Annotated in this window: 19 protein-coding genes; 13 read left to right on the top strand and 6 right to left on the bottom strand. The window is 51.4% G+C overall.

Annotated features, from left to right (window positions below):
- Positions 1-156 precede the first annotated feature (156 nt).
- Positions 157-663 (bottom strand): substrate-binding periplasmic protein, encoded by a 507-nt coding sequence (locus IE054_RS04890; protein WP_189403966.1) that lies wholly within the window; start codon positions 661-663, stop codon positions 157-159.
- The gene (locus IE054_RS04885) at positions 626-916 is read right to left on the bottom strand and encodes a transporter substrate-binding domain-containing protein (RefSeq protein WP_189403965.1); all 291 of its coding nucleotides are present in this window, start codon (positions 914-916) and stop codon (positions 626-628) included. Before IE054_RS04885 ends, IE054_RS04890 begins: the two co-directional genes overlap by 38 nt.
- Positions 917-1,261: 345 nt before the next feature.
- Between IE054_RS04885 and IE054_RS04880 the strand changes: the two genes are divergently transcribed.
- The 5 genes from IE054_RS04880 to IE054_RS04860 all read left to right on the top strand — a co-directional run bounded on the left by IE054_RS04880 (position 1,262) and on the right by IE054_RS04860 (position 6,447).
- On the top strand, positions 1,262-1,492 hold the full coding sequence (locus tag IE054_RS04880; RefSeq protein WP_189403964.1) for a hypothetical protein: 231 nt from the start codon (positions 1,262-1,264) through the stop codon (positions 1,490-1,492).
- 632 nt (positions 1,493-2,124) lie between these two features.
- Positions 2,125-3,612, top strand: a complete 1,488-nt coding sequence (locus IE054_RS04875) for an OmpA family protein (RefSeq protein WP_189403963.1) — start codon at positions 2,125-2,127, stop codon at positions 3,610-3,612.
- A 4-nt stretch (positions 3,613-3,616) separates the two neighbouring features.
- Complete coding sequence (locus tag IE054_RS04870) at positions 3,617-5,206, top strand: cell envelope integrity TolA family protein (protein WP_189403962.1); 1,590 nt, start codon at positions 3,617-3,619, stop codon at positions 5,204-5,206.
- Positions 5,203-6,036: a hypothetical protein gene (locus IE054_RS04865; protein ID WP_189403961.1), complete on the top strand. Its 834-nt coding sequence runs from the start codon at positions 5,203-5,205 to the stop codon at positions 6,034-6,036. Before IE054_RS04870 ends, IE054_RS04865 begins: the two co-directional genes overlap by 4 nt.
- 78 nt (positions 6,037-6,114) lie before the next feature.
- On the top strand, positions 6,115-6,447 hold the full coding sequence (locus tag IE054_RS04860) for a hypothetical protein (protein WP_189403960.1): 333 nt from the start codon (positions 6,115-6,117) through the stop codon (positions 6,445-6,447).
- Between the two features lie 309 nt (positions 6,448-6,756).
- Here IE054_RS04860 and IE054_RS04855 read toward each other — a convergent pair whose 3' ends face one another.
- The 3 genes from IE054_RS04855 to IE054_RS04845 are packed head-to-tail and all read right to left on the bottom strand — an operon-like array spanning position 6,757 to position 9,774.
- Positions 6,757-7,725, bottom strand: coding sequence for an alpha/beta fold hydrolase (locus IE054_RS04855; RefSeq protein ID WP_189403959.1), 969 nt, complete (start codon positions 7,723-7,725; stop codon positions 6,757-6,759).
- Positions 7,726-7,735: 10 nt separating this feature from the next.
- Entirely contained in the window at positions 7,736-9,085 is a 1,350-nt protein-coding gene (locus IE054_RS04850) for an ATP-binding protein (RefSeq protein WP_189403958.1), read from the bottom strand.
- 2 nt (positions 9,086-9,087) lie between these two features.
- Positions 9,088-9,774 (bottom strand): response regulator, encoded by a 687-nt coding sequence (locus IE054_RS04845; RefSeq protein ID WP_189403957.1) that lies wholly within the window; start codon positions 9,772-9,774, stop codon positions 9,088-9,090.
- Between the two features lie 274 nt (positions 9,775-10,048).
- On the opposite strand from IE054_RS04845, the gene IE054_RS04840 reads away from it, so the two are divergent.
- Positions 10,049-10,810 carry a Spy/CpxP family protein refolding chaperone gene (locus tag IE054_RS04840; RefSeq protein WP_189403956.1) on the top strand — a complete coding sequence of 254 codons (762 nt, stop codon included), beginning with the start codon at positions 10,049-10,051 and terminating at the stop codon, positions 10,808-10,810.
- 35 nt (positions 10,811-10,845) lie between these two features.
- On the opposite strand, the gene IE054_RS04835 is transcribed toward IE054_RS04840, so the two are convergent.
- Positions 10,846-11,256, bottom strand: coding sequence for a methylglyoxal synthase (locus tag IE054_RS04835; protein ID WP_189403955.1), 411 nt, complete (start codon positions 11,254-11,256; stop codon positions 10,846-10,848).
- Between the two features lie 437 nt (positions 11,257-11,693).
- Between IE054_RS04835 and argC the strand changes: the two genes are divergently transcribed.
- From argC to IE054_RS04800, 7 genes are all read left to right on the top strand, one after another.
- Positions 11,694-12,707: an N-acetyl-gamma-glutamyl-phosphate reductase gene (argC, locus tag IE054_RS04830; RefSeq protein WP_189403954.1), complete on the top strand. Its 1,014-nt coding sequence runs from the start codon at positions 11,694-11,696 to the stop codon at positions 12,705-12,707.
- Positions 12,704-13,495 (top strand): acetylglutamate kinase, encoded by a 792-nt coding sequence (gene argB, locus IE054_RS04825; RefSeq protein ID WP_189403953.1) that lies wholly within the window; start codon positions 12,704-12,706, stop codon positions 13,493-13,495. Before argC ends, argB begins: the two co-directional genes overlap by 4 nt.
- The gene (locus tag IE054_RS04820) at positions 13,492-14,406 is read left to right on the top strand and encodes an ornithine carbamoyltransferase (RefSeq protein ID WP_189403952.1); all 915 of its coding nucleotides are present in this window, start codon (positions 13,492-13,494) and stop codon (positions 14,404-14,406) included. Before argB ends, IE054_RS04820 begins: the two co-directional genes overlap by 4 nt.
- Before the next feature lie 12 nt (positions 14,407-14,418).
- Entirely contained in the window at positions 14,419-15,624 is a 1,206-nt protein-coding gene (locus IE054_RS04815; RefSeq protein WP_189403951.1) for an argininosuccinate synthase, read from the top strand.
- Positions 15,625-15,634: 10 nt separating this feature from the next.
- Positions 15,635-17,020, top strand: a complete 1,386-nt coding sequence (argH, locus tag IE054_RS04810; protein WP_189403950.1) for an argininosuccinate lyase — start codon at positions 15,635-15,637, stop codon at positions 17,018-17,020.
- Positions 17,021-17,023: 3 nt separating this feature from the next.
- Positions 17,024-18,334, top strand: a complete 1,311-nt coding sequence (argA, locus tag IE054_RS04805) for an amino-acid N-acetyltransferase (RefSeq protein WP_189403949.1) — start codon at positions 17,024-17,026, stop codon at positions 18,332-18,334.
- A gap of 115 nt (positions 18,335-18,449) precedes the next feature.
- A complete protein-coding gene (locus IE054_RS04800) occupies positions 18,450-19,310 on the top strand; it encodes an alpha/beta hydrolase family protein (RefSeq protein WP_189403948.1) in 861 nt (286 codons plus the stop codon).
- The last annotated feature ends 625 nt before the right edge of the window (positions 19,311-19,935 follow it).

Genomic DNA, 19,935 nt, shown 5'->3' with positions numbered 1-19,935 from the left:
TCCGTTTCAGAAAAGCATAGTCTACACAGAATGTATCTGAATGTTTTTGTGTAATTTTTGTAGCACGTCTGAACTTTCATACCCTTTTTGCAAAGGCGACTGAACGTTTAGCGGGGAACGCCGGTGCGGGAAAAGCGTGGTGGTAATTTCTGTACGTTACAACAGCCCCCACTTCTGCATGATGCGCTCATAATCGCCGCCTTCCTTCAGCTGGTGCAGAGCTTTACGAATGCTTTCAACGGTATCTTCAGGTGTCGAAAGCCCGGTTGCCATCTGCAGCTGCAGATTCAGCGCCTCGACGTTATGAATGGCAGTTACTTTGTCGGGATCCAGGCCAATACTCGCTATTTCATAGCGGTCGGTTTCCAGGTTGGACAACACCAGGTCTATTCGCTGACTATACAGCATGGACCAGAGCTGTTCCGGATTGGTTGCCAGAAACAGATTTTCATTTTCAACAAAACCCTGTTTTTTCAGATAGCTGGCTGCACCATAACCACGAATCGTCCCTACCCGGTATTGTCGGGCCTGTTCAGGGCTATCGATATAGAGCTGTTCTCGCGCTGTCAGCCTGATAAACGAGGCACGCGCTACATGCACCAGCCCCAGCCACTGAAACTCAGACTCACGCGCCGGTGTTTTGAGGACGGAAATAAGTACCACATTGGGATGATGTGGCTTCGTAATAGGCTCTCGCCCAGGCCAGGTGCTCGACAGTGGCATTTAGCTTCGCCTTGTCTGCCACAGCGGTTGCCAGCTCAAGACTCGCCCCCTGTGGCTGATCATTCTCATCGAGCCAATAAAACGGGGCCGCAATTTCAGTGTAAAAGCGGATAACAGAGTCTTTGCCGTATGCAGAGAGGGCAAAACTCAATGCCAGTAAAAGCGTGACAGCTCGGCTTGTAACGCGTTGCACCCGACGACCTCTTGCAACCAGTATTCGTAAAGTACATTACCACTTTCCCTAAAACGACGCGAACAAAAAGCGAACAGCGGCCTGATTTCGTCTGCCTGTACAGGCACTACTATGGATTGACCTCAACTTTACCTGACACTAACCAAGATAATGCTCAATCAGTTCTAACAGTTTGTTCAGTGCCCAAACCAGCCCGTCACCCTCGCGGAGGTGAGGGTCTCGTTAGTACGTGAAGCGGACATATAACATTCTTTCCCATGAAAACACAGATTATAGTTTTTCAGTGAAAACGAGGGTTACTATCAACTCTCAGCATAAAGCAGTAACGAATCATAGGTGAGTTGGATGGATAATCTTCATAATGTATTTGTGGACTCTCTCAACAAAAAAATTGAAGATAATCCTGAAATTGCAGATGAAATTGATATTTCTGAGTTAATTTATAAGGTTACTCCAGACGTTGTTCGATTAATTAAAGCTTCGCTCTTAGAGAAATCAACGGAAATGTTGAAGGAACGTCGTAAATTATCTGAGGGTTTTATTCAGCGTAATATCGAAAGGTGGGCTAAAGTGTAAAGCTTCAAGATGAGGGTCTATCAGTTCTAGACTCCGAAGAGTTTATCATCAATAAATACAAGCTCGATCGAGCGGAGCTGAATTCAATAAAAATGAAGGGATATAATGAGAACTGGTTAGACTTCACTAGTACACGATAAGAAACAGGGTCTAAATGTTGCAGCTCATAAAATGTGAGCCGGCTCCAAAGTGTTAAACAACGCCTGACAAAACATGACCACTTCACTACTACGGTAGCTTGGAAAGTCAACACACAGGGTTTGTTCGCAATATGAACGTAACATGCTATGATGCTGAATCTAAGGATTAAAATTTAGGCTATGGCTTAAATTTAATTACCCCTAGCTTGTTTTCGCACCACGTAATTCAAGTAACATCAGATGGGAATTGACCGCTGGGCACTTAAAAAAGCTGCACTGCGCTTTCACGGATTGAAAGGTACTCCTCACTATTAGTATCCCAAATCCGTTTTTATGAAATAGTTGTGGTCTACCTGCATTACATTCAATTGCAGGCACACCATATATCTAGCTTATTTTGACTTTGTCACGAGGAAGCCTTTCATGGTCGTAGCGTGATAGTCGACGGACTAAATGATGTCTTAGTATGAATAAAATAAGGAACCCCGAGGGATGAAACATAAAAGAACCTATAAATCCGTAGTCTTGGCCCTTTCTGCCCCCTTGATGCTAAACGGATGCGCCTCAACAGACGGTATGTCTAACACTGCACTTGGTTGTATGGGTGGCGCACTTGCTGGGGGAGTTGCGACCTTCATGGGAACCGGAGATGTAAAAAAAGCAGCGATTGGTGCTCTGGCTGGCGGAATTGTTGGTTGTGGTGTCGGCGCTTACATTGATGCCCGGGAAAAGGAGCTTGAAGAACTCGCCCAAAAGAACTCACTGAAGCCTGAATTCGAGCGGATTGCCATCGATAAGGAGAAAGGCACAAGCTTTTCAGATGATGCAGAAGAGAATGTCATTGCTTCACAAGTATCGCTATCAACCAAAAAGCCGATGTTTGCCTCCAATAGAGCAGAGGTTACTGACCCTCAGCAATTGAAAAATCTTCGCGGCTTCCTAAAGGGCTACATAAAAAGTTTGGATGAAGCATCTAAGATATACGTAGTTGGCCACACAGACAGTTCAGGCTCTGCATCCTACAACCAAAAGCTGTCTGAGCGCAGAGCAAAATTCATTGCTGACGAATTGGTGAAAGTAGGAGCGAACCCCGACCGCATATTCTTTGAAGGGGTCGGTGAATCTCAGCCGGTCGCAAGTAACCAGACGGAAGATGGCAAACGAAAGAACCGCCGTTTCGAGCTAGTCGACGTCATGCTGGACAAACGAGGCGATAAAGGCCCAGAGAGGAACATGGTGCCGGACGAGCAGGTTGTGCAGGTCGCTAGTGCAAAAAAGACGCGTATCGAAAACGTTATTAACGATTTGCCTGTGGTAGAGAAAAAGGACCCGTCTACACAGGATAAGGCGCCAGAGCCCAAAGTCAAAGCATCGTCCAAGCGTCGCTCTGAAAGCCTTGGCCTGAATGGTGTCGCCCTGTCTAAGTTTGATCAGTCCTATGTGGTTGCGGCATTAGGCGAGCGTGAGAGAGAGTCATCAATACCCTTCTTCCCCACGGCACAGGCTGATGATAGCCACTTTATCGGTAGCTGCGCATACACCGCACCAGTGGCCGAGTCCACACTGAAAAGCTACACAGGCCGTTCAATTCAAAAAGCAAAGGTCTCAGAAAGCATTACGAATCTGTATGGTACAGCTTGGTATGGCATGGCCGCTAAGACCGGTATCACCGTAGGCCCAATTGGTATCGAAAAAGAAACTCTGAACCCAACACACAAGCCGCATATCAGCTTCTATAAGAACTACGACGGCAGCGCAACACAACCAGATTACAAGTATCCGGTCAGCGTCGAAACCTATCGTGGGGATGGCACCGTGCTGGTTCGCATGTTCGCCAAAGAAGACGATGCACTGATGCGCTGTACTGACGTTGTGTTCAACACCAATGGTGACAGAACAACGCGTGCAAGCGCCGTGATTTATCAGGAAAACCAAGACCTGATGGCAAAATCATTCAAGATGAATTTAGTAGAAGGATAAGAAAATGGATCTGGTGAGTTTGCTCAGCACCTATCGCGATATCTTGATTGTTATCGCATTGACGCTGTCGATATTATTTTATTTCGCCTATACCAACTGGGACGCAGTAAGCCTGTGGTGGAAAGGGTTTAAATACCACAACTTCCTATTCGGTAAACTCCGCTCTCTATCTAAAAACCCCGACACCAATGGTGATTGGTTCCATTCAGAAACCGTTGTCTGTCAGGACTACTCAGAGCTCTATAGCAAGATCCACAAAGACGGTGACTATTACGAAGCCTGTAAGCAGTACCTGTCTATTGTCGGTGAGTCAGGCAGAAAGCCCCTTGGTGTATTCTTAATGCTGGGATTGTTTGCTGTCCTTGTATTAGAGGCATGGGGTTTCAGCTACACCATGAGTGGCTTCATTGACTTAAGCGCCTCTGAAAACACCCGGGTGATTATGACGTGGATAGTCGCTATCGCCTTTGCAGTTATCCTTGCGTTCCTGACCCACCTAATGGGTCACGAGATGTACCGCAACAGTATTCTTGGTCGCATCCGGAATAACTGGGCAGTGGACGATCCCCAAACCCGTCCAAAGACGCTTGATGAGATTGACTATGACTATGCGATTGAAGACTTCTCTGATGAAGATAGCCCGAAGTATAAGCGCCGTTTAAACCGCCTTGATGTCGATACACCTAAGAAGAAGCACACCTTTACTATAAGCGCTGTCGTGGCTATCGCTATCATCGGTGTCATCATCACCTTTGTTCGAGTAAAAACACTTGAAGTGGCTCAGACTCAGGACGCTATGTGCCAGCCGGGAGCAGCAGCAACCAACAGTGGTGGCGGTGACTTTGCCGACCTTTACAGTGACGCTCCGCCTCCTCCGGCTGAAGCGCAACAAACATCTAAAGAAGCGAAAGCGAAAGGCGAGTCTGAAATTTGTCAGGCAACCAAAGAAGGTAGCTGGGCAACGTTCGGCATGTTGGCCATTTTGTTTCTGGTACTACAAGCCTTTGCGACATGGGTATCGTTTAAGTTTGGTTTTGTCGGTAAACACTCTAAAAGCGCATGGGAAAGTACTCATAAGTACAAAACCAAAAGCCAGTATGAAATGGCGATGGATGCCAAGGCGAAAAAGATTGTCCAGCGAGCGCAAAAAACTCTGAGTGATTTGCAATCGCGTATGGCTAAAACCTTAAGCGACAACACTATGAACAGCCATATAGCTGTCCTGCTGGGCAATACATCAGAGCGTACTTTCTTGAGCTATGTTGAACAGGATGCAGAGCAGTCCATGGCCAGCCGTAACCGTCAGACTCGAACCAAACTGGATCGTGAGCGTGAGCACTCTGACATTATGTCCACGGCTGCAACAGACACCTCCCCCGCTCCAGCGACACAATCTCAGGCAGAGCCAGAGACTCCATTGTCTGACGCTGAGATGGAAAAGCAACTACTCGCTGAACAGCAGGAACAGACGACGTTGAGCGACGAAGAAATGGAAAAACAGTTGCTGGAAGAAGCGCAGGCTCAAAAGCAAGAAACACCCGAAGAGCAACGTGCTCGCATCTTAGAAAAGCTTAAAGCGGAAGGTAAACTATGATCAAACGCGCAGCATTAATGATGCTTGCGGCAGCGGCGAGTCATTTCGCCGTTGCTCAGGCGGACCGGGACGATATCGTGTCATGCTATGACTATGCGGAGGTAGCGGACATCAAACCCACTACACCACTTAGAGATATTGTGGTTATGGTTGACCAAACCGTTAATCTTGATACCAACCTTAAGAAGAGCGTCCACCATCAGGTACAGCAACTGGTTGGTACCGGTGATCGCATTCGTGTAGTGTCCTTCTCTGCCAACGCACAAGGTCGGTATACCGATATCACCTTTGACGGTGAGTTTGACCAGCCGATGAGTGAAGAGCAGCGCAACGCAATGAACCGACTGAAGCTCGGCAAATTCGATAAGTGCATGGAAATGCAAAGCACCAAGGCCATTAACCTTGTGCACAAACAGCTTAAAGGCTCTTTTCACGATAGCGATCAGAATTACCCGAAAACTGAGCTGGTTGGTTCACTGCTCGATGTGTCCAAAACAGTGTTCGCTGAGAACAATACGCAGCGTCGTATCTTGATCTTGGTATCCGATATGCTGGAAAACTCAGATATGTCGAGCTTTTACTCCGCTGGCAGCGTTCGCGCCATTGATGCCGATGCTGAGTTTGCCAAATATGCGAATAGTATCGTGCCAACAGCGCTGTCTTCTGTAGAGGTTTTTGTTATCGGTGGCGGTTATGCTCAAGGCGGTAGCGCTTACTCTTCACAGTCTGCATTGAATTCGCTTGAGGCTTTCTGGGAGGCTGTCGTGAAACAGGCTGGCGGGACACTGAAGCAGTTCGGTACGCCGCAGCTGCTGACGGATATTAAATAACAAACGAAAAAAGCTGCCGTCAGGCAGCTTTCTGATAGAACAAAAAATAAACACAGAAACACTTACTTTGAGGTATTTATGAAACTTCGATTTTTAGCGATTGCGGCCATCTCTCTTCTACTGACAGCCTGCGGTGGACATGGTTATGAAGGCACTTGGAAAATAGGCGGTGGTGGCATGGATAAAATGCTGGCTATGGTAGGTCAATCCGGCACACTGATTATCGGCGACGACTATGTGGAGAGCAGTGGTCAGCGAACAGAATTCGATATCTTTGTCCGCGAATCAGGTGATAAAAAATATCTGGTGATGGAGGACGAATCTGGCAGCGAAGACGTATTTGAAATCGTTGATGAAGACACGCTTATGCAAAATGCCGGCTTCGTTAAACTGACTCTTAAACGTCAATAACGGATTATACCCTGCTTCGATAGTCCGAATTTATGAATTTGAGAAACCGGCCAGTTAAGGCCGGTTTTTAGTTACTGAGCATCAAAGAGCTCAACAGTTTAATACCACTCAGCTTCGAAACAAGTGGTGCCACTGTCGCCCATCGCAAGGTCGCCATTTGTTGGTAAGTAATGATGCTTTTGTGTGTGGTCAATAACACGTAGCCTTCTGTCGCTTCGCTCGGTATTTTAGCCTACGCATTTCTGCCTATCATTAGGGGCGTTGAAGGTCTGCTCTTTGTCTCCAGCTGCCGCCCAACCGGGATTGTAATTACGGCTGTGTCAGAAAATCCAGGGTCTGGGTGAGTACCTTGTCACGGTACTGGTCGGCTTCTGTAAACAGTTCATGATAGGCCTCGGGAATTACCTCAAGCTGCGCGTCGGCAAACCGTCTGGCCACCCGACGCTGCCGGTCATTATCAATAATGCTGTCACCGTCGGCGCTGAAGATAAGCGTGGGTGTGGTGATTTGCGGGGCACAGGCTTCAATTCTGTTCATGGCCACCTGTGCAGCATGCAGCCACTCACTGGTTACACCGCCCAGCTGGATCTGACGCTCTTCATCGTACAGCTGGCGGAACAGCTCATAGCGAACTTTGCTGTGCGTGAGCTTATTCAGTGTGTAAGGAAACGCGACATAGGGCGTTTGCCCGAAGAAATACCCTGAGCGTTTTTTTCGCAGCCGGTTCCAGGCCAACCCGGTATGAACCAGCGAGTTCGCCAGCCAGGGCGGCAGTGCGGGTCGTATCCCGAACATCGGCGATGCCAGCACGGCTTTACTGAACCGGCTTGGATCGCGCAGCAACGTTAAGGCACCAATCGCGCCGCCCATTGAGTGACACAGCAGGGTTAACTGCCCCACCTGACGGGGTGCCACAATAGTATCGGTAAAGGTGAGTAAATCATCGACGTAGTCATCAAAACTGGCCACAAAGCCGTGCTGCGGATCGTCAGTCATTCGTCCGGACAGCCCCTGCCCACGGTGATCCAGAATAAACACCGCGAGCTGGTTCTGGTACAAATCAAAGATAAGCTCTTTGTATTTAAGCAACGACTCAATACGCCCCGAGCTTATCACCACGGTGTTACGGGCATTGTTGGGCACACACCAGGCCACGTGCACCGACACGCCGTCTTTTCCGGTCATTACAGATTGCTCTACCTGGCGCTGCCAGAATGTTTCGATAGTAGTGCTAAAGCCGCGCTCAAGGGTAGCTTCGTCGGTGAATGTCCAGCTCATTTACATGGTCTTAGCGGGGAAATGACAGCGTCACCCGCAGCCCCCCGTTGGCGTGCGGATGTGCAGTAATCTGGCCATCATGCATTTCCACCGCTGCTTTTGCAATGGACAGTCCCAGCCCGACGCCACCCGAGCCGCGCTCCCGGGCCGCTGACACACGATAAAACGCGGTAAATATGTGTTCACACTGCTGTTCAGTCAGCCCGGGGCCGTCGTCACTGATGATCAGTGTCCATGACGTATCCGTTACCTGTACCTCGATGTGTATATCATGGCTGGCATAGTGAAGCGCATTGCGAATGACATTTTCTGTCGCCCGGCGCAGCAGGTCTGTACTTACGGTTATCTGCACATCCGGAACGGGAGACACGTGCAACTCCTTACCCAGACTGTTCGCTTCAAAACTGGCGTCAGTGAGTAACTCTGACAGCAATTCGCGCACTGATAGCTGCTCGCGCTGCAACGTGCCGGCTTCGGCGCGACTGAGGGTCAGCAATTGCTGAATGAGCGCTTCCATGCATTCGGCCTCCCGCTCAATGCGGTCGATGACCTGCGCATCAATGTGTTGCTGGTGGGCAATGCCCACCGCCATTTGCAGGCGTGTGAGGGGGGAGCGTAATTCATGGGAAATATCTGCCAGTAGCCGCTTTTGTGCCAGCAACATGGCTTCGAGCTGACTGGCCATGGTGTTAAAGTCACGCGCCAGTGTGCCAATCTCGTCCTGACGTGTTGCTGCCTGTGACACCCTGGCATCAAGCTGGCCGGACGCCAAAGCGCCCGCCGCCTTCTGAATTGACAGAATTGGACGCACCAGAGAACGTGCAAACACGTAAGCGAGCAGCGCGGTAATACACAGTGCCGTTATGGCAAGCAGCGCCAGCCGATAGGGCTCAGGGCCATGGCGATCAAGGCGCAAAACAAAGAGCTGATACACCTTACCACGATGCTGCGTGGCCACGGGTCCGGTGATATGCACGATGCCCTGGTGCAAGCTCATTGCCTGGCGCTGTCCGCTGAGGCGTTCGATATTTTCAGCATCGCCTGGACGCAGCGGCGGACCGTTTGCTTTTATAAATTCCCCCGTTTGTACATTGAAGGCAACCACTTCGCCCCGGATACCGCGTGATGCACGTCGCAGCAGACTGTCAAGCCGCAGCCGCGATGTCCGGTCACTGTTAATCTGCCCGCTGATTCGCGATAAGGCAGCATTTACCGCGGGCTCAGGGTCTGATAATGAGATCGTGTCTGACCATAGCCGGGTGGCTGCTATTGCGACAATCGCGGTTACCAGCAACGTGAGCCAGAACCACAAAAACAGGCGCCCAACCAGGCGCTTAACCGGATTTACGCTGTCAGTCATGCTCATTGTGTAAGTAGCAGGTAGCCTGCCCCACGAATGGTTTTAATACGTTCTTTGGGCGATATCTGTGACACTTTCCTGCGCAGATTACTCACATGCATATCGATGCTGCGATCAAAGGCCATCAGCTTTTTTTCCAGTACCTGCTCGCTGATTGTCTGTTTACTTACCCGCTGACCGGCGTTCATCATTAACAGTCTCAGCAGCGCGAACTCCGTAGCGGTTAGATCCAGCGTCGTTCCATCAACCTGCGCAGATTGTGTGGCGGTACTGAGGAACAGACCATTGACCGACAAGTCCTGCTGCGACTGTGCACTTAAAGACAGCTCCTGACGACGGAAAAAAGCTTTGATGCGCGCAACCAGTTCGCGGTGATTGAACGGTTTAGGCAAATAGTCATCGGCCCCCAGCTCCAGCCCTAGAATGCGATCATAATCATCACCTCTGGCGGTAAGCATCAACACAGGCGTGGAATGATGCATTCGCAGTCGCCTTAATACATCAAACCCATCCAGTTTCGGCATCATGACATCCAGTAAAATAAGATCAAAATGCCGGCCTGAAGTGGCCAGTGCCAGTCCGGCTTCGCCGTCCTCGGCAATAGAAATACCATAGCCAAGCGTGCTCAGATAGGTGTCGAGCATGGCTGTCAGCTGATGGTCATCATCAATAATAAGCAGCGATTGCATGTAAAGCTCCCGGGCTGGCCATACAGATCATAAAGTGAGACTGATAACGCTTCGCCGTTAACCTGGGGAAAATGCGAATAAGTCTGTTCATTTTGCGGTTATTTGTTATCGACTGACACCAGTGTACAAAGTTCAGTGATTAAACAGCAAAGTCCGGGTCGCGTCTTTACACAAGCTTTACACTCCACTGACGTCACTTTGCATTCAGGCGCATAGACTTATCTGGCAGTAACGCAAAATGCTTACTTATGTGAAACCAATCCGGAGAAGACAAATGAAAAACGTCATACTGACCAGCCTGCTCGCCAGCACCCTGCTTTTCACAACTGTGAGCCAGGCTAAACCAACCGACCACCGGCATGGTGCCGCTCCCGGTCTCAGATTCATACATCAGCTTCGCGATCTGTCGCTGACCGATGAACAACACCAGCAGATCCGTGCACTGGTACGTGACTTCAAAACCCGTCATCAGGCGCCACATCATGACGGACGCGAAGAATGGCTCACCGAGCTGATGACTGGTGATGATGCCGATATCAGTACACAGGTTAAAGACCGCTTCAATGACCGCGAAACAAAAGCCTTCGCTGTTGCATCGCTACGGCATGCTATTTACAGCCTGTTAAGCGATACACAACGTCAGGCGCTGGCTGAAGACAGCGAACGTGACCACGATCGTCCCAAGCCTCGCCGGTCGCACACCGAATTGTTTAAAAAACTCGGGCTTAAGAGTGAACAGGACATAGAAATTGCCGCACTCGCCGAGGATCGAGATGCACTAATGCAGGACTTTCACTCTGAAATGGTGGCGTTTCGCAACGCTGAACGTGCACTGATAAGAAGCGACGCATTCAGTTATGAGCGCTGGCTGACAGTCCTTGAGCCGCACCGTATCCGTCTGCTTGAACTGGCGCAGGCAAAGGCCACAAACCAACATGCCATGTTTAACGTGTTAAATGAACACCAACAGCAGATGTTTCTGACCCTGCTCGAAACACATCGGCCGCAAAAACCACACCATCGCGCACGGGGATAAGCCCCGGCGCAACAACGCCTCATCCTGAAGGCTGGCTACAACGCCGGCCTTTCTGCCTGATAGTCGTCTGATAAAAATAGTGGCGAGGTGACAATCAGATCGGCTGTCGCTTTGTTGCAGGCGACCGGAATATTCCACACCGAGCAAAGGCGCAGTAATGCTTTAACGTCAGGATCGTGCGGTGCAGCGTTGAGTGGATCCCAAAAAAAGAACAGCATATCCAGTTTGCCTTCGGCGATAAGCGCGCCGATTTGCTGATCGCCGCCCAGCGGCCCGCTTTTGAGGCAATCTACAGACAACCCTGTTTTTTCCTCGATCATGCTGCCGGTTGTCCCCGTAGCGACCAGATCGCATTTTTGCATGACAGACAGGTGGGTTTTCACCCACGCCAGCAAGTCTGGCTTTTTGTGATCATGGGCCACCAGCGCCACTGTGTACTTACTCATCCCTAACTCCCTTCAAATAGTATAAATATTCATTGTTAAAACAGGCCTTGTCAACGTTTTGTCATACATGATGCGCATGATTATGAATCCGTACCAGACGAAAAAGAAAAAATATTTATTTATTTTTATTGCATAATTATTCCACATAGGTACACTGCAGATGTTAGTGATTTATGCACACTCTGGTGTGCACGGTTAATTACAGGTTTTTATGATGAATGTTAATGCCTTTGGGCACTCTGCCTGGGTGACAACATACAGGGTTACCTCTCCCCTGGCTGGCTACGCTTGTCAAAAGCAACGACGATGTGGTCGTCGAACTTGCGCAATGTCCGTAGCGCACTTTTTACCTTCGTAAGAAGGCTGTAGTGCCGGTAATGGCACTGATTACGAGGGTAAAAAGTGGATTTTTTTCAGATTTAACACATTCTTATACTATGAATCAGGTTGCTATTATCGGTGCCAGTGGTTACACCGGCGCTCAGTTAGTTCAGTTAGTGGATCAACATCCCTCGCTTACCCTTAGTCATGTCTGCGTGTCGGCGAGCAGTGCTGACGCAAACAAACCACTGTCCGCCATTCACGGTCAGCTGGCTCATCTCGATTATCAGTTATCTCCGGTAGACGATGAGATGCTGGATACCTTGTGCAATGACGTGTCGATGATTTTTCTGGCGACACCGCATGAGGTCAGTCACGACTGGATGCCACGCCTTATGGCCGGAACGGCCAGGGTGTTTGATTTATCCGGTGCCTTTCGCCTTAAAGATGAAGCGATCTTTTCGCGTTTTTACGGCTTTGAACATCGCCATGCTACGTTACTGAGTAATGCCGTTTATGGTCTGGCCGAGTGGTATGCTGAAGACATTAGCAATGCCAGCCTGGTCGCTGTGCCCGGATGCTATCCTACTGCCAGCTTAAGTGCGCTGAAGCCGCTGATAAACAACACGCTGGTTGATACCCAACATTACCCGGTGATCAATGCCGTCTCCGGTGTCACAGGCGCGGGTAGAAAAGCCAGCCTTACCAACAGCTTTTGCGAGGTAAGTTTATCGGCCTACGGCATACTGTCTCATCGTCATACGCCAGAAATCAGTGCTTACTTGGGCACGCCAGTGATCTTCACACCGCATCTTGGCAATTTTAAACGCGGCATACTGGCAACCGTGACCGTGAAACTCAACGCCGGCGTCAGTCACGACGAGGTCAATGACGCCTTTTATCAGGCTTATGCAGACTCGCCGCTGGTCAGGCTTCGCCAGCACAGTCCTAAACTGGATGATGTGGTAAAAACGCCTTTTGTCGATCTCTACTGGCAATACGATCCTGCGTCTGGCTACGTGGTTGTCACCGCGGCCATCGACAATCTGATGAAAGGCGCAGCCTCTCAGGCCATTCAGTGTGCCAACCTGACCTGCGGCTGGCCGCAGCAGACGGGATTGCTGTTATGAGTCGCGCACCCGTTGTTATAAAGGTGGGGGGTGCATTACTTGAACACCCGGAAGCGATGGCACACCTGTTTGCCAGTATTGCCCACATACAGACTACCCGGCCGGTGGTGCTGGTACATGGTGGCGGCCCGTCCGTTGAACAGCTAATGCAGGCACTGAATCTGCCCAGCACCAAAATTGACGGATTACGGGTCACCCCGGACGAGCACATGCCCTACATTGGCGGCGCGCTGGCCGGTCATGTTAATAAAGCGCTGTGTGGTCAGGCGCTGAGTAACAAGCTAACGCCGGTGGGTTTATCACTGCTTGACGGCAATATGGTGCACTGTGCTCCGCTTGACGCGAAGTACGGCGCGGTGGGCCGTGCTCAGCCTGGTGAGCCGGGCTTATTGCTATCCATTTTATCGCAGACAATGTTACCGGTTATAAGCTCAATTGGCGCGGATGACACCGGGCGACTTCTAAATATCAATGCGGATCAGGCGGCGATGGTCATTGCACAGCTGGTAGGCGGCGACCTGTTGTTATTGTCCAATGTTGAAGGCGTGCTTGATGCCGACAAAATGCTGCTGACGGATCTTGATGAACAGACCCTGGCGACACTGTACGACAATGGCGTTGTAACAGATGGCATGCGGGTTAAAACTGACGCGGCGCTTACCGCAGCACTGGCATTAAAACGCCCGGTAAGTATTGCCAGCTGGTCGGCGTCAATCAGCGCAATTCTTCATCATGAAACAGGCACCCGCATTCATCCGAACGCATTACCGAATGGAGAAAGACCATGAAACAGGATCTACTCACTTTTGCTGACTGGTCACCCGAGGGCATGCAGCGACTGCTCGAACTGGCCATGGAAATTAAGGGCTCACCACAAAGTTATGCGCAGGTACTCGCGGGTAAATCGGTGGTGGCGCTGTTTGAAAAACCTTCGCTGCGTACCCGGGTAAGCTTTGATATTGGTATCAACCGTCTGGGCGGACATATGGTGTACTTAGATACCAAGGCAAGCCAGTTGAGTGGTCGTGAAGATACCATCGACATGGCTGCAAACCTTGCCTGCTGGGCTGATGCCATCGTTGCCAGAGTATACTCACACCGCACGTTAGAGCAGTTTTCCAGTGCCGCACGGGTGCCGGTGGTAAACGCGCTGTGCGATAAATATCACCCCTGTCAGGGACTGGCCGACTATCTGACCATTGTCGAGCAGTTTGGTAAAACCCAGGGGCTCACCGTCGCCTACATCGGCGATGGAAATAACGTCACCCATTCTCTGATGATAGTGGGCGCACTGTTAGGCTGTAATCAGGTAGTGATCACACCGCCTGGTCACGCGCCCGAGCCTGACATGGTCTCACAGGCAAACACGCTGGCCATGCAGACCGGGGCAACCATTACGCTGAGTCATGATCTGGCCGATGCGGAAGGTGCGAACGTGCTGTACACCGATACGTGGCTGTCGATGGGCGATGAAACACCGCTCGCCGAGATTAAAGACACGTTTATGCCTTACCAGATCAATGAAGCACTGATGACACGTACGGGTGCCAGTCATGTGATGCACTGCCAGCCCGCCCACCGGGATCTGGAAATAACCGGCTCGCTGATAGACAGCGACGCCTCACTGCTGATGCAGCAGGCAGAAAACAGAATGCATGGCCAGAATGCAATTCTGACTCATTTATTAAGCGGTTTATAAGGACGACAGAAAATGCAACAGGTTAACAAAATTGTACTGGCCTACTCAGGTGGCCTCGATACCTCAGCAATCATCCCCTGGTTAAAAGAGACCTACCAGTGTGAGGTGGTTGCCTTCGCCGCCGACGTCGGCCAGGGCGATGACGAACTGGAGGGATTGCAGCAAAAAGCCATCGCCTCGGGCGCCAGTGAGTGTCATATCGTTGACTTAAAAGAAGAGTTTGTACGCGACTATATTTACCCCACCATTACCACCGGCGCCGTGTATGAGGGCGAATATCTGCTGGGTACGTCGATGGCCCGCCCGGTGATTGCCAAAGCCCAGGTTGAGGTAGCCAGAAAGGTGGGCGCCGATGCGCTCAGCCATGGCTGTACCGGCAAAGGTAACGATCAGGTGCGCTTTGAAAGCGCCTTTGCAGCACTGGCACCTGATTTAAAAGTGATTGCGCCATGGCGGGAGTGGGACATGGTCTCGCGGGAAGACCTGCTGGACTATCTGGCCAAGCGGGATATTCCTACCACTGCGTCGGCCACCAAAATTTACAGCCGGGATGCCAACGCCTGGCACATTTCCCATGAAGGCGGAGAACTGGAAGATCCGTGGCAGGAGCCGTCAAAGGAAGTCTGGACCATGACAGTCGATCCCGAAGACGCACCGGATACACCTGAGCGTGTGACCCTGTCATTTAAAGAAGGCAAACTGACCCACGTTAATGACGAAGCATTAACGCCCTATCAGGCGTTGGTGAAGCTCAATACACTGGCTGCGGCGCACGGGGTTGGACGTATTGATATTGTTGAGAACCGTCTGGTAGGCATGAAGTCACGGGGCTGCTATGAAACGCCAGGGGGAACGGTAATGCTGGCGGCCTACAAAGCGCTTGAGACCATGATTCTGGACAAGGCTTCCCTGAAATACCGCGAGCAGCTGGCGCTGGAATTTTCGCATGTGATGTACGACGGGCGCTGGTTTACGCCGCTTAATGATGCACTTCTAGCCGGTGCCGCGTCGTTCGCCAAAAAAATTACCGGCGACATTGTGGTTAAACTGTACAAGGGGCAGGCTACGGTAACCCAGCGCCGTTCGCCCAACAGCCTGTATTCAGAGGATTTTGCCACGTTTGGCGCCGACGATGTGTATGACCAGAAACATGCTGAAGGCTTTATCCGCCTGTTCAGCTTGTCCAGCCGTATCGACACACTGAAAAAGCAGCAGTAAGGAGATCACCATGGCACTATGGGGAGGCCGGTTTGCCGGTAACGCCAGCAGCATGTTTAAACAGGTCAACGACTCGCTGCCGTTTGATAATGTGCTGGCCGAGCAGGATCTCACTGGCTCAATTGTATGGTCGAAGGCGCTGAACAATGCCGGCGTACTGACTGACGATGAGCAGCAACAACTGCAGGCAGCACTTGAAGAGTTGCGCGATCAGGCCCGCGACGGCGAGCTGGACTTTGCGGCGAGTGGCGAAGAGGACATCCACAGCTTTGTCGAAGCCGCACTTATCGACAAACTGGGCGACGTAGGACGAAAGCTGCACACCGGTCGCAGCCGCAATGATCAGGTCGCCACCGATTTTCGCCTGTGGGTGCGTGAACATGTGCGTTCTTTGCGCAGTGATTTGACGGCCCTGCTGCGCGCCCTGTTGTCAGTGGCTACCCGCCACCAGCAGGCCATTATTCCCGGCTATACCCACCTGCAACGGGCCCAGCCTATTTTATTTGCGCACTGGTGCCTGGCGTATGTGGAAATGTTTAAACGGGATATCAGTCGCTTAGATGACTTAAGTAAGCGGCTCAATCAGTGCCCGCTGGGTTGCGGCGCACTGGCCGGTACCACCTATCCGGTCGATCGTCATGACATTGCCGAGTCGCTGGGGTTTGCCGGTCCCACGCTGAACAGCCTGGACGCGGTATCAGATCGTGATTTCGTGCTGGAGTTACTGTTTACCTCCAGTACCAGCATGATGCATTTATCGCGCATGGCGGAAGATCTGATCTTTTACAACAGTGGCGAGGCGGGCTTTTTGCAGTTAGGCGACGAAGTTACCTCGGGCTCATCATTGATGCCGCAAAAGAAAAACCCGGATGCGCTGGAGCTGATGCGCGGCAAATGCGGCCGGGTCTTTGGTGCCCTGCAGGCACTGCTGGTGACTATGAAAGGCCTGCCACTGGCCTACAACAAAGACATGCAGGAAGATAAGGAAGGCGCCATCGACGCAGTGGCGCAGTGGCATACTTGTCTGTGTATCGCTGCAGAGGTACTGGACTCGCTGAAGCTTAATGAAGCGCGCTGCCGCCAGGCCGCTAGTCAGGGCTTTGCTAACGCGACCGAACTGGCGGATTACCTGGTGAGCAAAGGGGTGCCCTTCCGTACCGGACACGATATCGCCGGACAGGCGGTGGTGAAGGCCCTCGAACACGGCTGTGCCATTGAAGATCTGGCGTTGTCCACGCTTCAGTCTATCTGCGAGCACATTGACGAGGATGTCTATGAGGTGCTGCAGCTGGAATACGGACTGAACAAACGCAATATTCTGGGCGGTACCAGCAGTGAGACGGTAACACAGGCACTGTACCGGGAATATGAAACACTGGATCAACAGGAAAAATAAGCCATGGTGCTGGCGCAACACGACGGAATAAAGCTGTTTCGCAGCTCGCTGCCTTATATTAATGCCCATCAGGGTAAAACGTTCGTGCTAATGTTTGGTGGCGAAGCTATCGAGCACGATAACTTTGCGCATATTATTCATGATATTGCGCTGCTTACCACACTGGGTGTACGCCTGGTGCTGGTGCATGGCGCGCGCCCGCAAATTGATGAGCGCGTCGCCCTACGCGAACTGGAAGGGCGTTTTGAACAGGGCGTACGCATTACCGACAAGCAAACGCTGGAGTGTGTAAAAGATGCCGCAGGTTCGGTACGTGCGCACATAGAAGCGTTGCTGACCATGGGGCTGCCTAATTCGCCCATGCACGGCTCTGAGATCCGCGTTTGTTCCGGCAACCTGGTAGTCGCAAGACCGGTTGGCGTGCGCGATGGCGTTGATTTTGAGAATACCGGCCAGGTACGTCGTATTGATGTTACTGGTATTAACGATCATCTTAATGATGGCTCGATTGTGCTGCTTTCCCCGATGGGCTACTCCGCTACCGGGGAAGTATTTAATCTTTCTCATGAGGATGTCGCCACACAGGCCGCAATTGCTCTTGAGGCCGACAAACTTATTGTGTTTTCCAACTTTGACGGTATATACAATCAAAGCGGCAAGCTGCTCAGAACCATTGAGCGACCAGACCTTGAGGCGCGCATTGCCGATGGCGATATTAAGACCGAATCAACCGTTCTTACGGCGCTTATCACCAGTGTGGCTGCAGGCGTCCCCCGGGCCCACTGTATCAGCTATGAAAACGATGGAGCCCTGCTTCAGGAGCTGTTTACCCGCGACGGAACCGGCTCGCTGGTTATGGAACACCACTATGAGCAGTTGCGCGAAGCCAGCATTGACGATGTCGGCGGTATTCTTAATTTGATCAAACCGCTGGAAGAAAGCGGCGTGTTAGTGAAACGATCACGAGAGCGCCTGGAAGACGAAATATCGCAGTTTGTGGTAATTGAACGCGACGGCATGATCATCGCCTGCGCGGCCCTTTATCTGTATCCCCAGGATAACTGCGCAGAACTGGCCTGCGTAGCCACCCATCAGGACTACCGTGGTAAAAACCGTGGCGAGCGGATCCTTGAACTGGTAAGACAGCGTGCCAGAGAAGCCGACATCCGGACGATTTTTGTGCTGACCACCGTCACCGCCCACTGGTTTTTAGAGCAGGGCTTTGAACGGGCAGATATCAGTGCGCTGCCCGCCATCAAAAAAGAGCTGTATAACTACCAGCGCAATTCGAAGGTGTTTACGCTGACAGTATAATTTCCACTGTCTCTTCTGCACCACGTCGCGTTGCTTTTAGCATGACAAAACTTCAACACTGGCACTTGTTCTGCTAATCTATCACTCTCACTGGTATGACCAGACAAGGTGATGCATGCAACGAGAAACCGCAATTCGCTGTGAAGACGGACATTTGCTGGCCGCCACGCTATTTATACCGGATACCGTTAAGGCGGCAGTTATGGTTGGTCCCGCAACCGGCATTCGTCGTCAGTTTTATACACACTTTGCGACCTACCTGGCAAGCCAGGGCTTCGCGGTTATCACCTATGATAATCGTGGGATTGGCGAGTCACTGCAGGGCACGGTTAAAGACAGCGATGCCAGCCTGGTGTGCTGGGGGCAAAAAGACATGCCTGCGGTGTTCAGCGAACTGCAGGCCCAGGTACCCGATGTACCTTATTTTCTGGTCGGCCACAGTGCCGGCGGACAACTTGTTGGCCTGATGCACAACGCCTCTGACTTTACTGCCATGTGTAACTTCGGCAGTTCATCCGGGCAACTTAGTAATATGCGCCCGGGTTATTTACTGCCCGCGCACTTTTTTATGAATGTCTATATTCCGCTCAATAACCTGCTGTTTGGTCATACCAAGGCGCACCTGGTAGGAATGGGCGAACCGCTGCCTAAGCAGGTTGCCCGTCAGTGGCAGCAGTGGTGTAACGGACAAGGCTATGTGCAAACCGCGTTTGGCCGCGAAGTAAAAAGCCACTTTTACGACGCCATTCACTTTCCGTCTAAATGGCTGATTGCCGAGGATGACGACATTGCCAATCTGGCCAATGTACAGGACATGCTACGCGTATTCCCCAACATGAATGCTGAGGTAACCCTTATCACGCCCAGTGAACACGGCCTGACACAGGTTGGCCATATGGGCTTTTTCTCCCGTCGCTGTAAGTCACTCTGGCCCATCATCAGCGACTATCTTCTGTCCTTTGTTGACGGCCACTAGGGTAGCCACGCCTTCGTCTCAGACAAGCTGCGGCAAAGTGTCTGAGGACTGATTTACTATTTGCCCACAGAAGCACAGCTCGATGTGCCAGAGGGGGCGGTATCGTCTGTAAGGTCTTCTGCAGCAGGGATGGGTTTACGGCGTGTAGATTACGATGCAGAGGTGAGAGGCGGTGGCACCTGTGAAGCCTTCCGCAGCAGGGATGCTGCGGCAAAGCGTCTGAGGACTGATTTACTATTTACCCACAGAGGCACAGCTCGATGTGCCAGAGGGGGCGGTGTCGTCTGTAAGGTCTTCTGCAGCAGGGATGGATTAACGGCGTGTAGATTACGATGCGGAGGCGAGAGGCGGTGGCACCTGTGAAGCTTGCCGCAGCTGGAATGCTGCGGCAAAGTGTCTGAGGACAGATTTACAATTTACCCACAGAGGCACAGCTCAATGTGCCAGAAGGGGCGGTATCGTCTGTGAGGTCTTCTGCAGCAGGGATGGATTTACGGCGTGCAGATTACGATGCAGAGGTGAGAGACGGTGGCACCTGTGAAGCCTTCCGCAGTAGGGATGCTGCGGCAAACTGTCTGAGGACAGATTTACAATTTACCCACAGAGACACAGCTCGATGTGCCAG

The organism is Alteromonas halophila (assembly GCF_014651815.1).
Classification (GTDB): Bacteria; Pseudomonadota; Gammaproteobacteria; order Enterobacterales; family Alteromonadaceae; genus Alteromonas; species Alteromonas halophila.
This window is presented reverse-complemented; position numbering and strand designations above follow the sequence as displayed.

Coding starts and splice junctions, on each gene's coding strand:
- IE054_RS04870 (WP_189403962.1), top strand. CDS start 3,617: ATGGATCTGGTGAGTTTGCTCAGCACCTATCGCGATATCTTGATTGTT.
- IE054_RS04840 (WP_189403956.1), top strand. CDS start 10,049: ATGAAAAACGTCATACTGACCAGCCTGCTCGCCAGCACCCTGCTTTTC.
- IE054_RS04815 (WP_189403951.1), top strand. CDS start 14,419: ATGCAACAGGTTAACAAAATTGTACTGGCCTACTCAGGTGGCCTCGAT.
- IE054_RS04800 (WP_189403948.1), top strand. CDS start 18,450: ATGCAACGAGAAACCGCAATTCGCTGTGAAGACGGACATTTGCTGGCC.
- argB (WP_189403953.1), top strand. CDS start 12,704: ATGAGTCGCGCACCCGTTGTTATAAAGGTGGGGGGTGCATTACTTGAA.
- IE054_RS04845 (WP_189403957.1), bottom strand. CDS start 9,774: ATGCAATCGCTGCTTATTATTGATGATGACCATCAGCTGACAGCCATG.
- argA (WP_189403949.1), top strand. CDS start 17,024: ATGGTGCTGGCGCAACACGACGGAATAAAGCTGTTTCGCAGCTCGCTG.
- argH (WP_189403950.1), top strand. CDS start 15,635: ATGGCACTATGGGGAGGCCGGTTTGCCGGTAACGCCAGCAGCATGTTT.
- IE054_RS04875 (WP_189403963.1), top strand. CDS start 2,125: ATGAAACATAAAAGAACCTATAAATCCGTAGTCTTGGCCCTTTCTGCC.
- IE054_RS04850 (WP_189403958.1), bottom strand. CDS start 9,085: ATGACTGACAGCGTAAATCCGGTTAAGCGCCTGGTTGGGCGCCTGTTT.
- IE054_RS04820 (WP_189403952.1), top strand. CDS start 13,492: ATGAAACAGGATCTACTCACTTTTGCTGACTGGTCACCCGAGGGCATG.
- IE054_RS04880 (WP_189403964.1), top strand. CDS start 1,262: ATGGATAATCTTCATAATGTATTTGTGGACTCTCTCAACAAAAAAATT.
- argC (WP_189403954.1), top strand. CDS start 11,694: ATGAATCAGGTTGCTATTATCGGTGCCAGTGGTTACACCGGCGCTCAG.
- IE054_RS04835 (WP_189403955.1), bottom strand. CDS start 11,256: ATGAGTAAGTACACAGTGGCGCTGGTGGCCCATGATCACAAAAAGCCA.
- IE054_RS04855 (WP_189403959.1), bottom strand. CDS start 7,725: ATGAGCTGGACATTCACCGACGAAGCTACCCTTGAGCGCGGCTTTAGC.
- IE054_RS04860 (WP_189403960.1), top strand. CDS start 6,115: ATGAAACTTCGATTTTTAGCGATTGCGGCCATCTCTCTTCTACTGACA.
- IE054_RS04865 (WP_189403961.1), top strand. CDS start 5,203: ATGATCAAACGCGCAGCATTAATGATGCTTGCGGCAGCGGCGAGTCAT.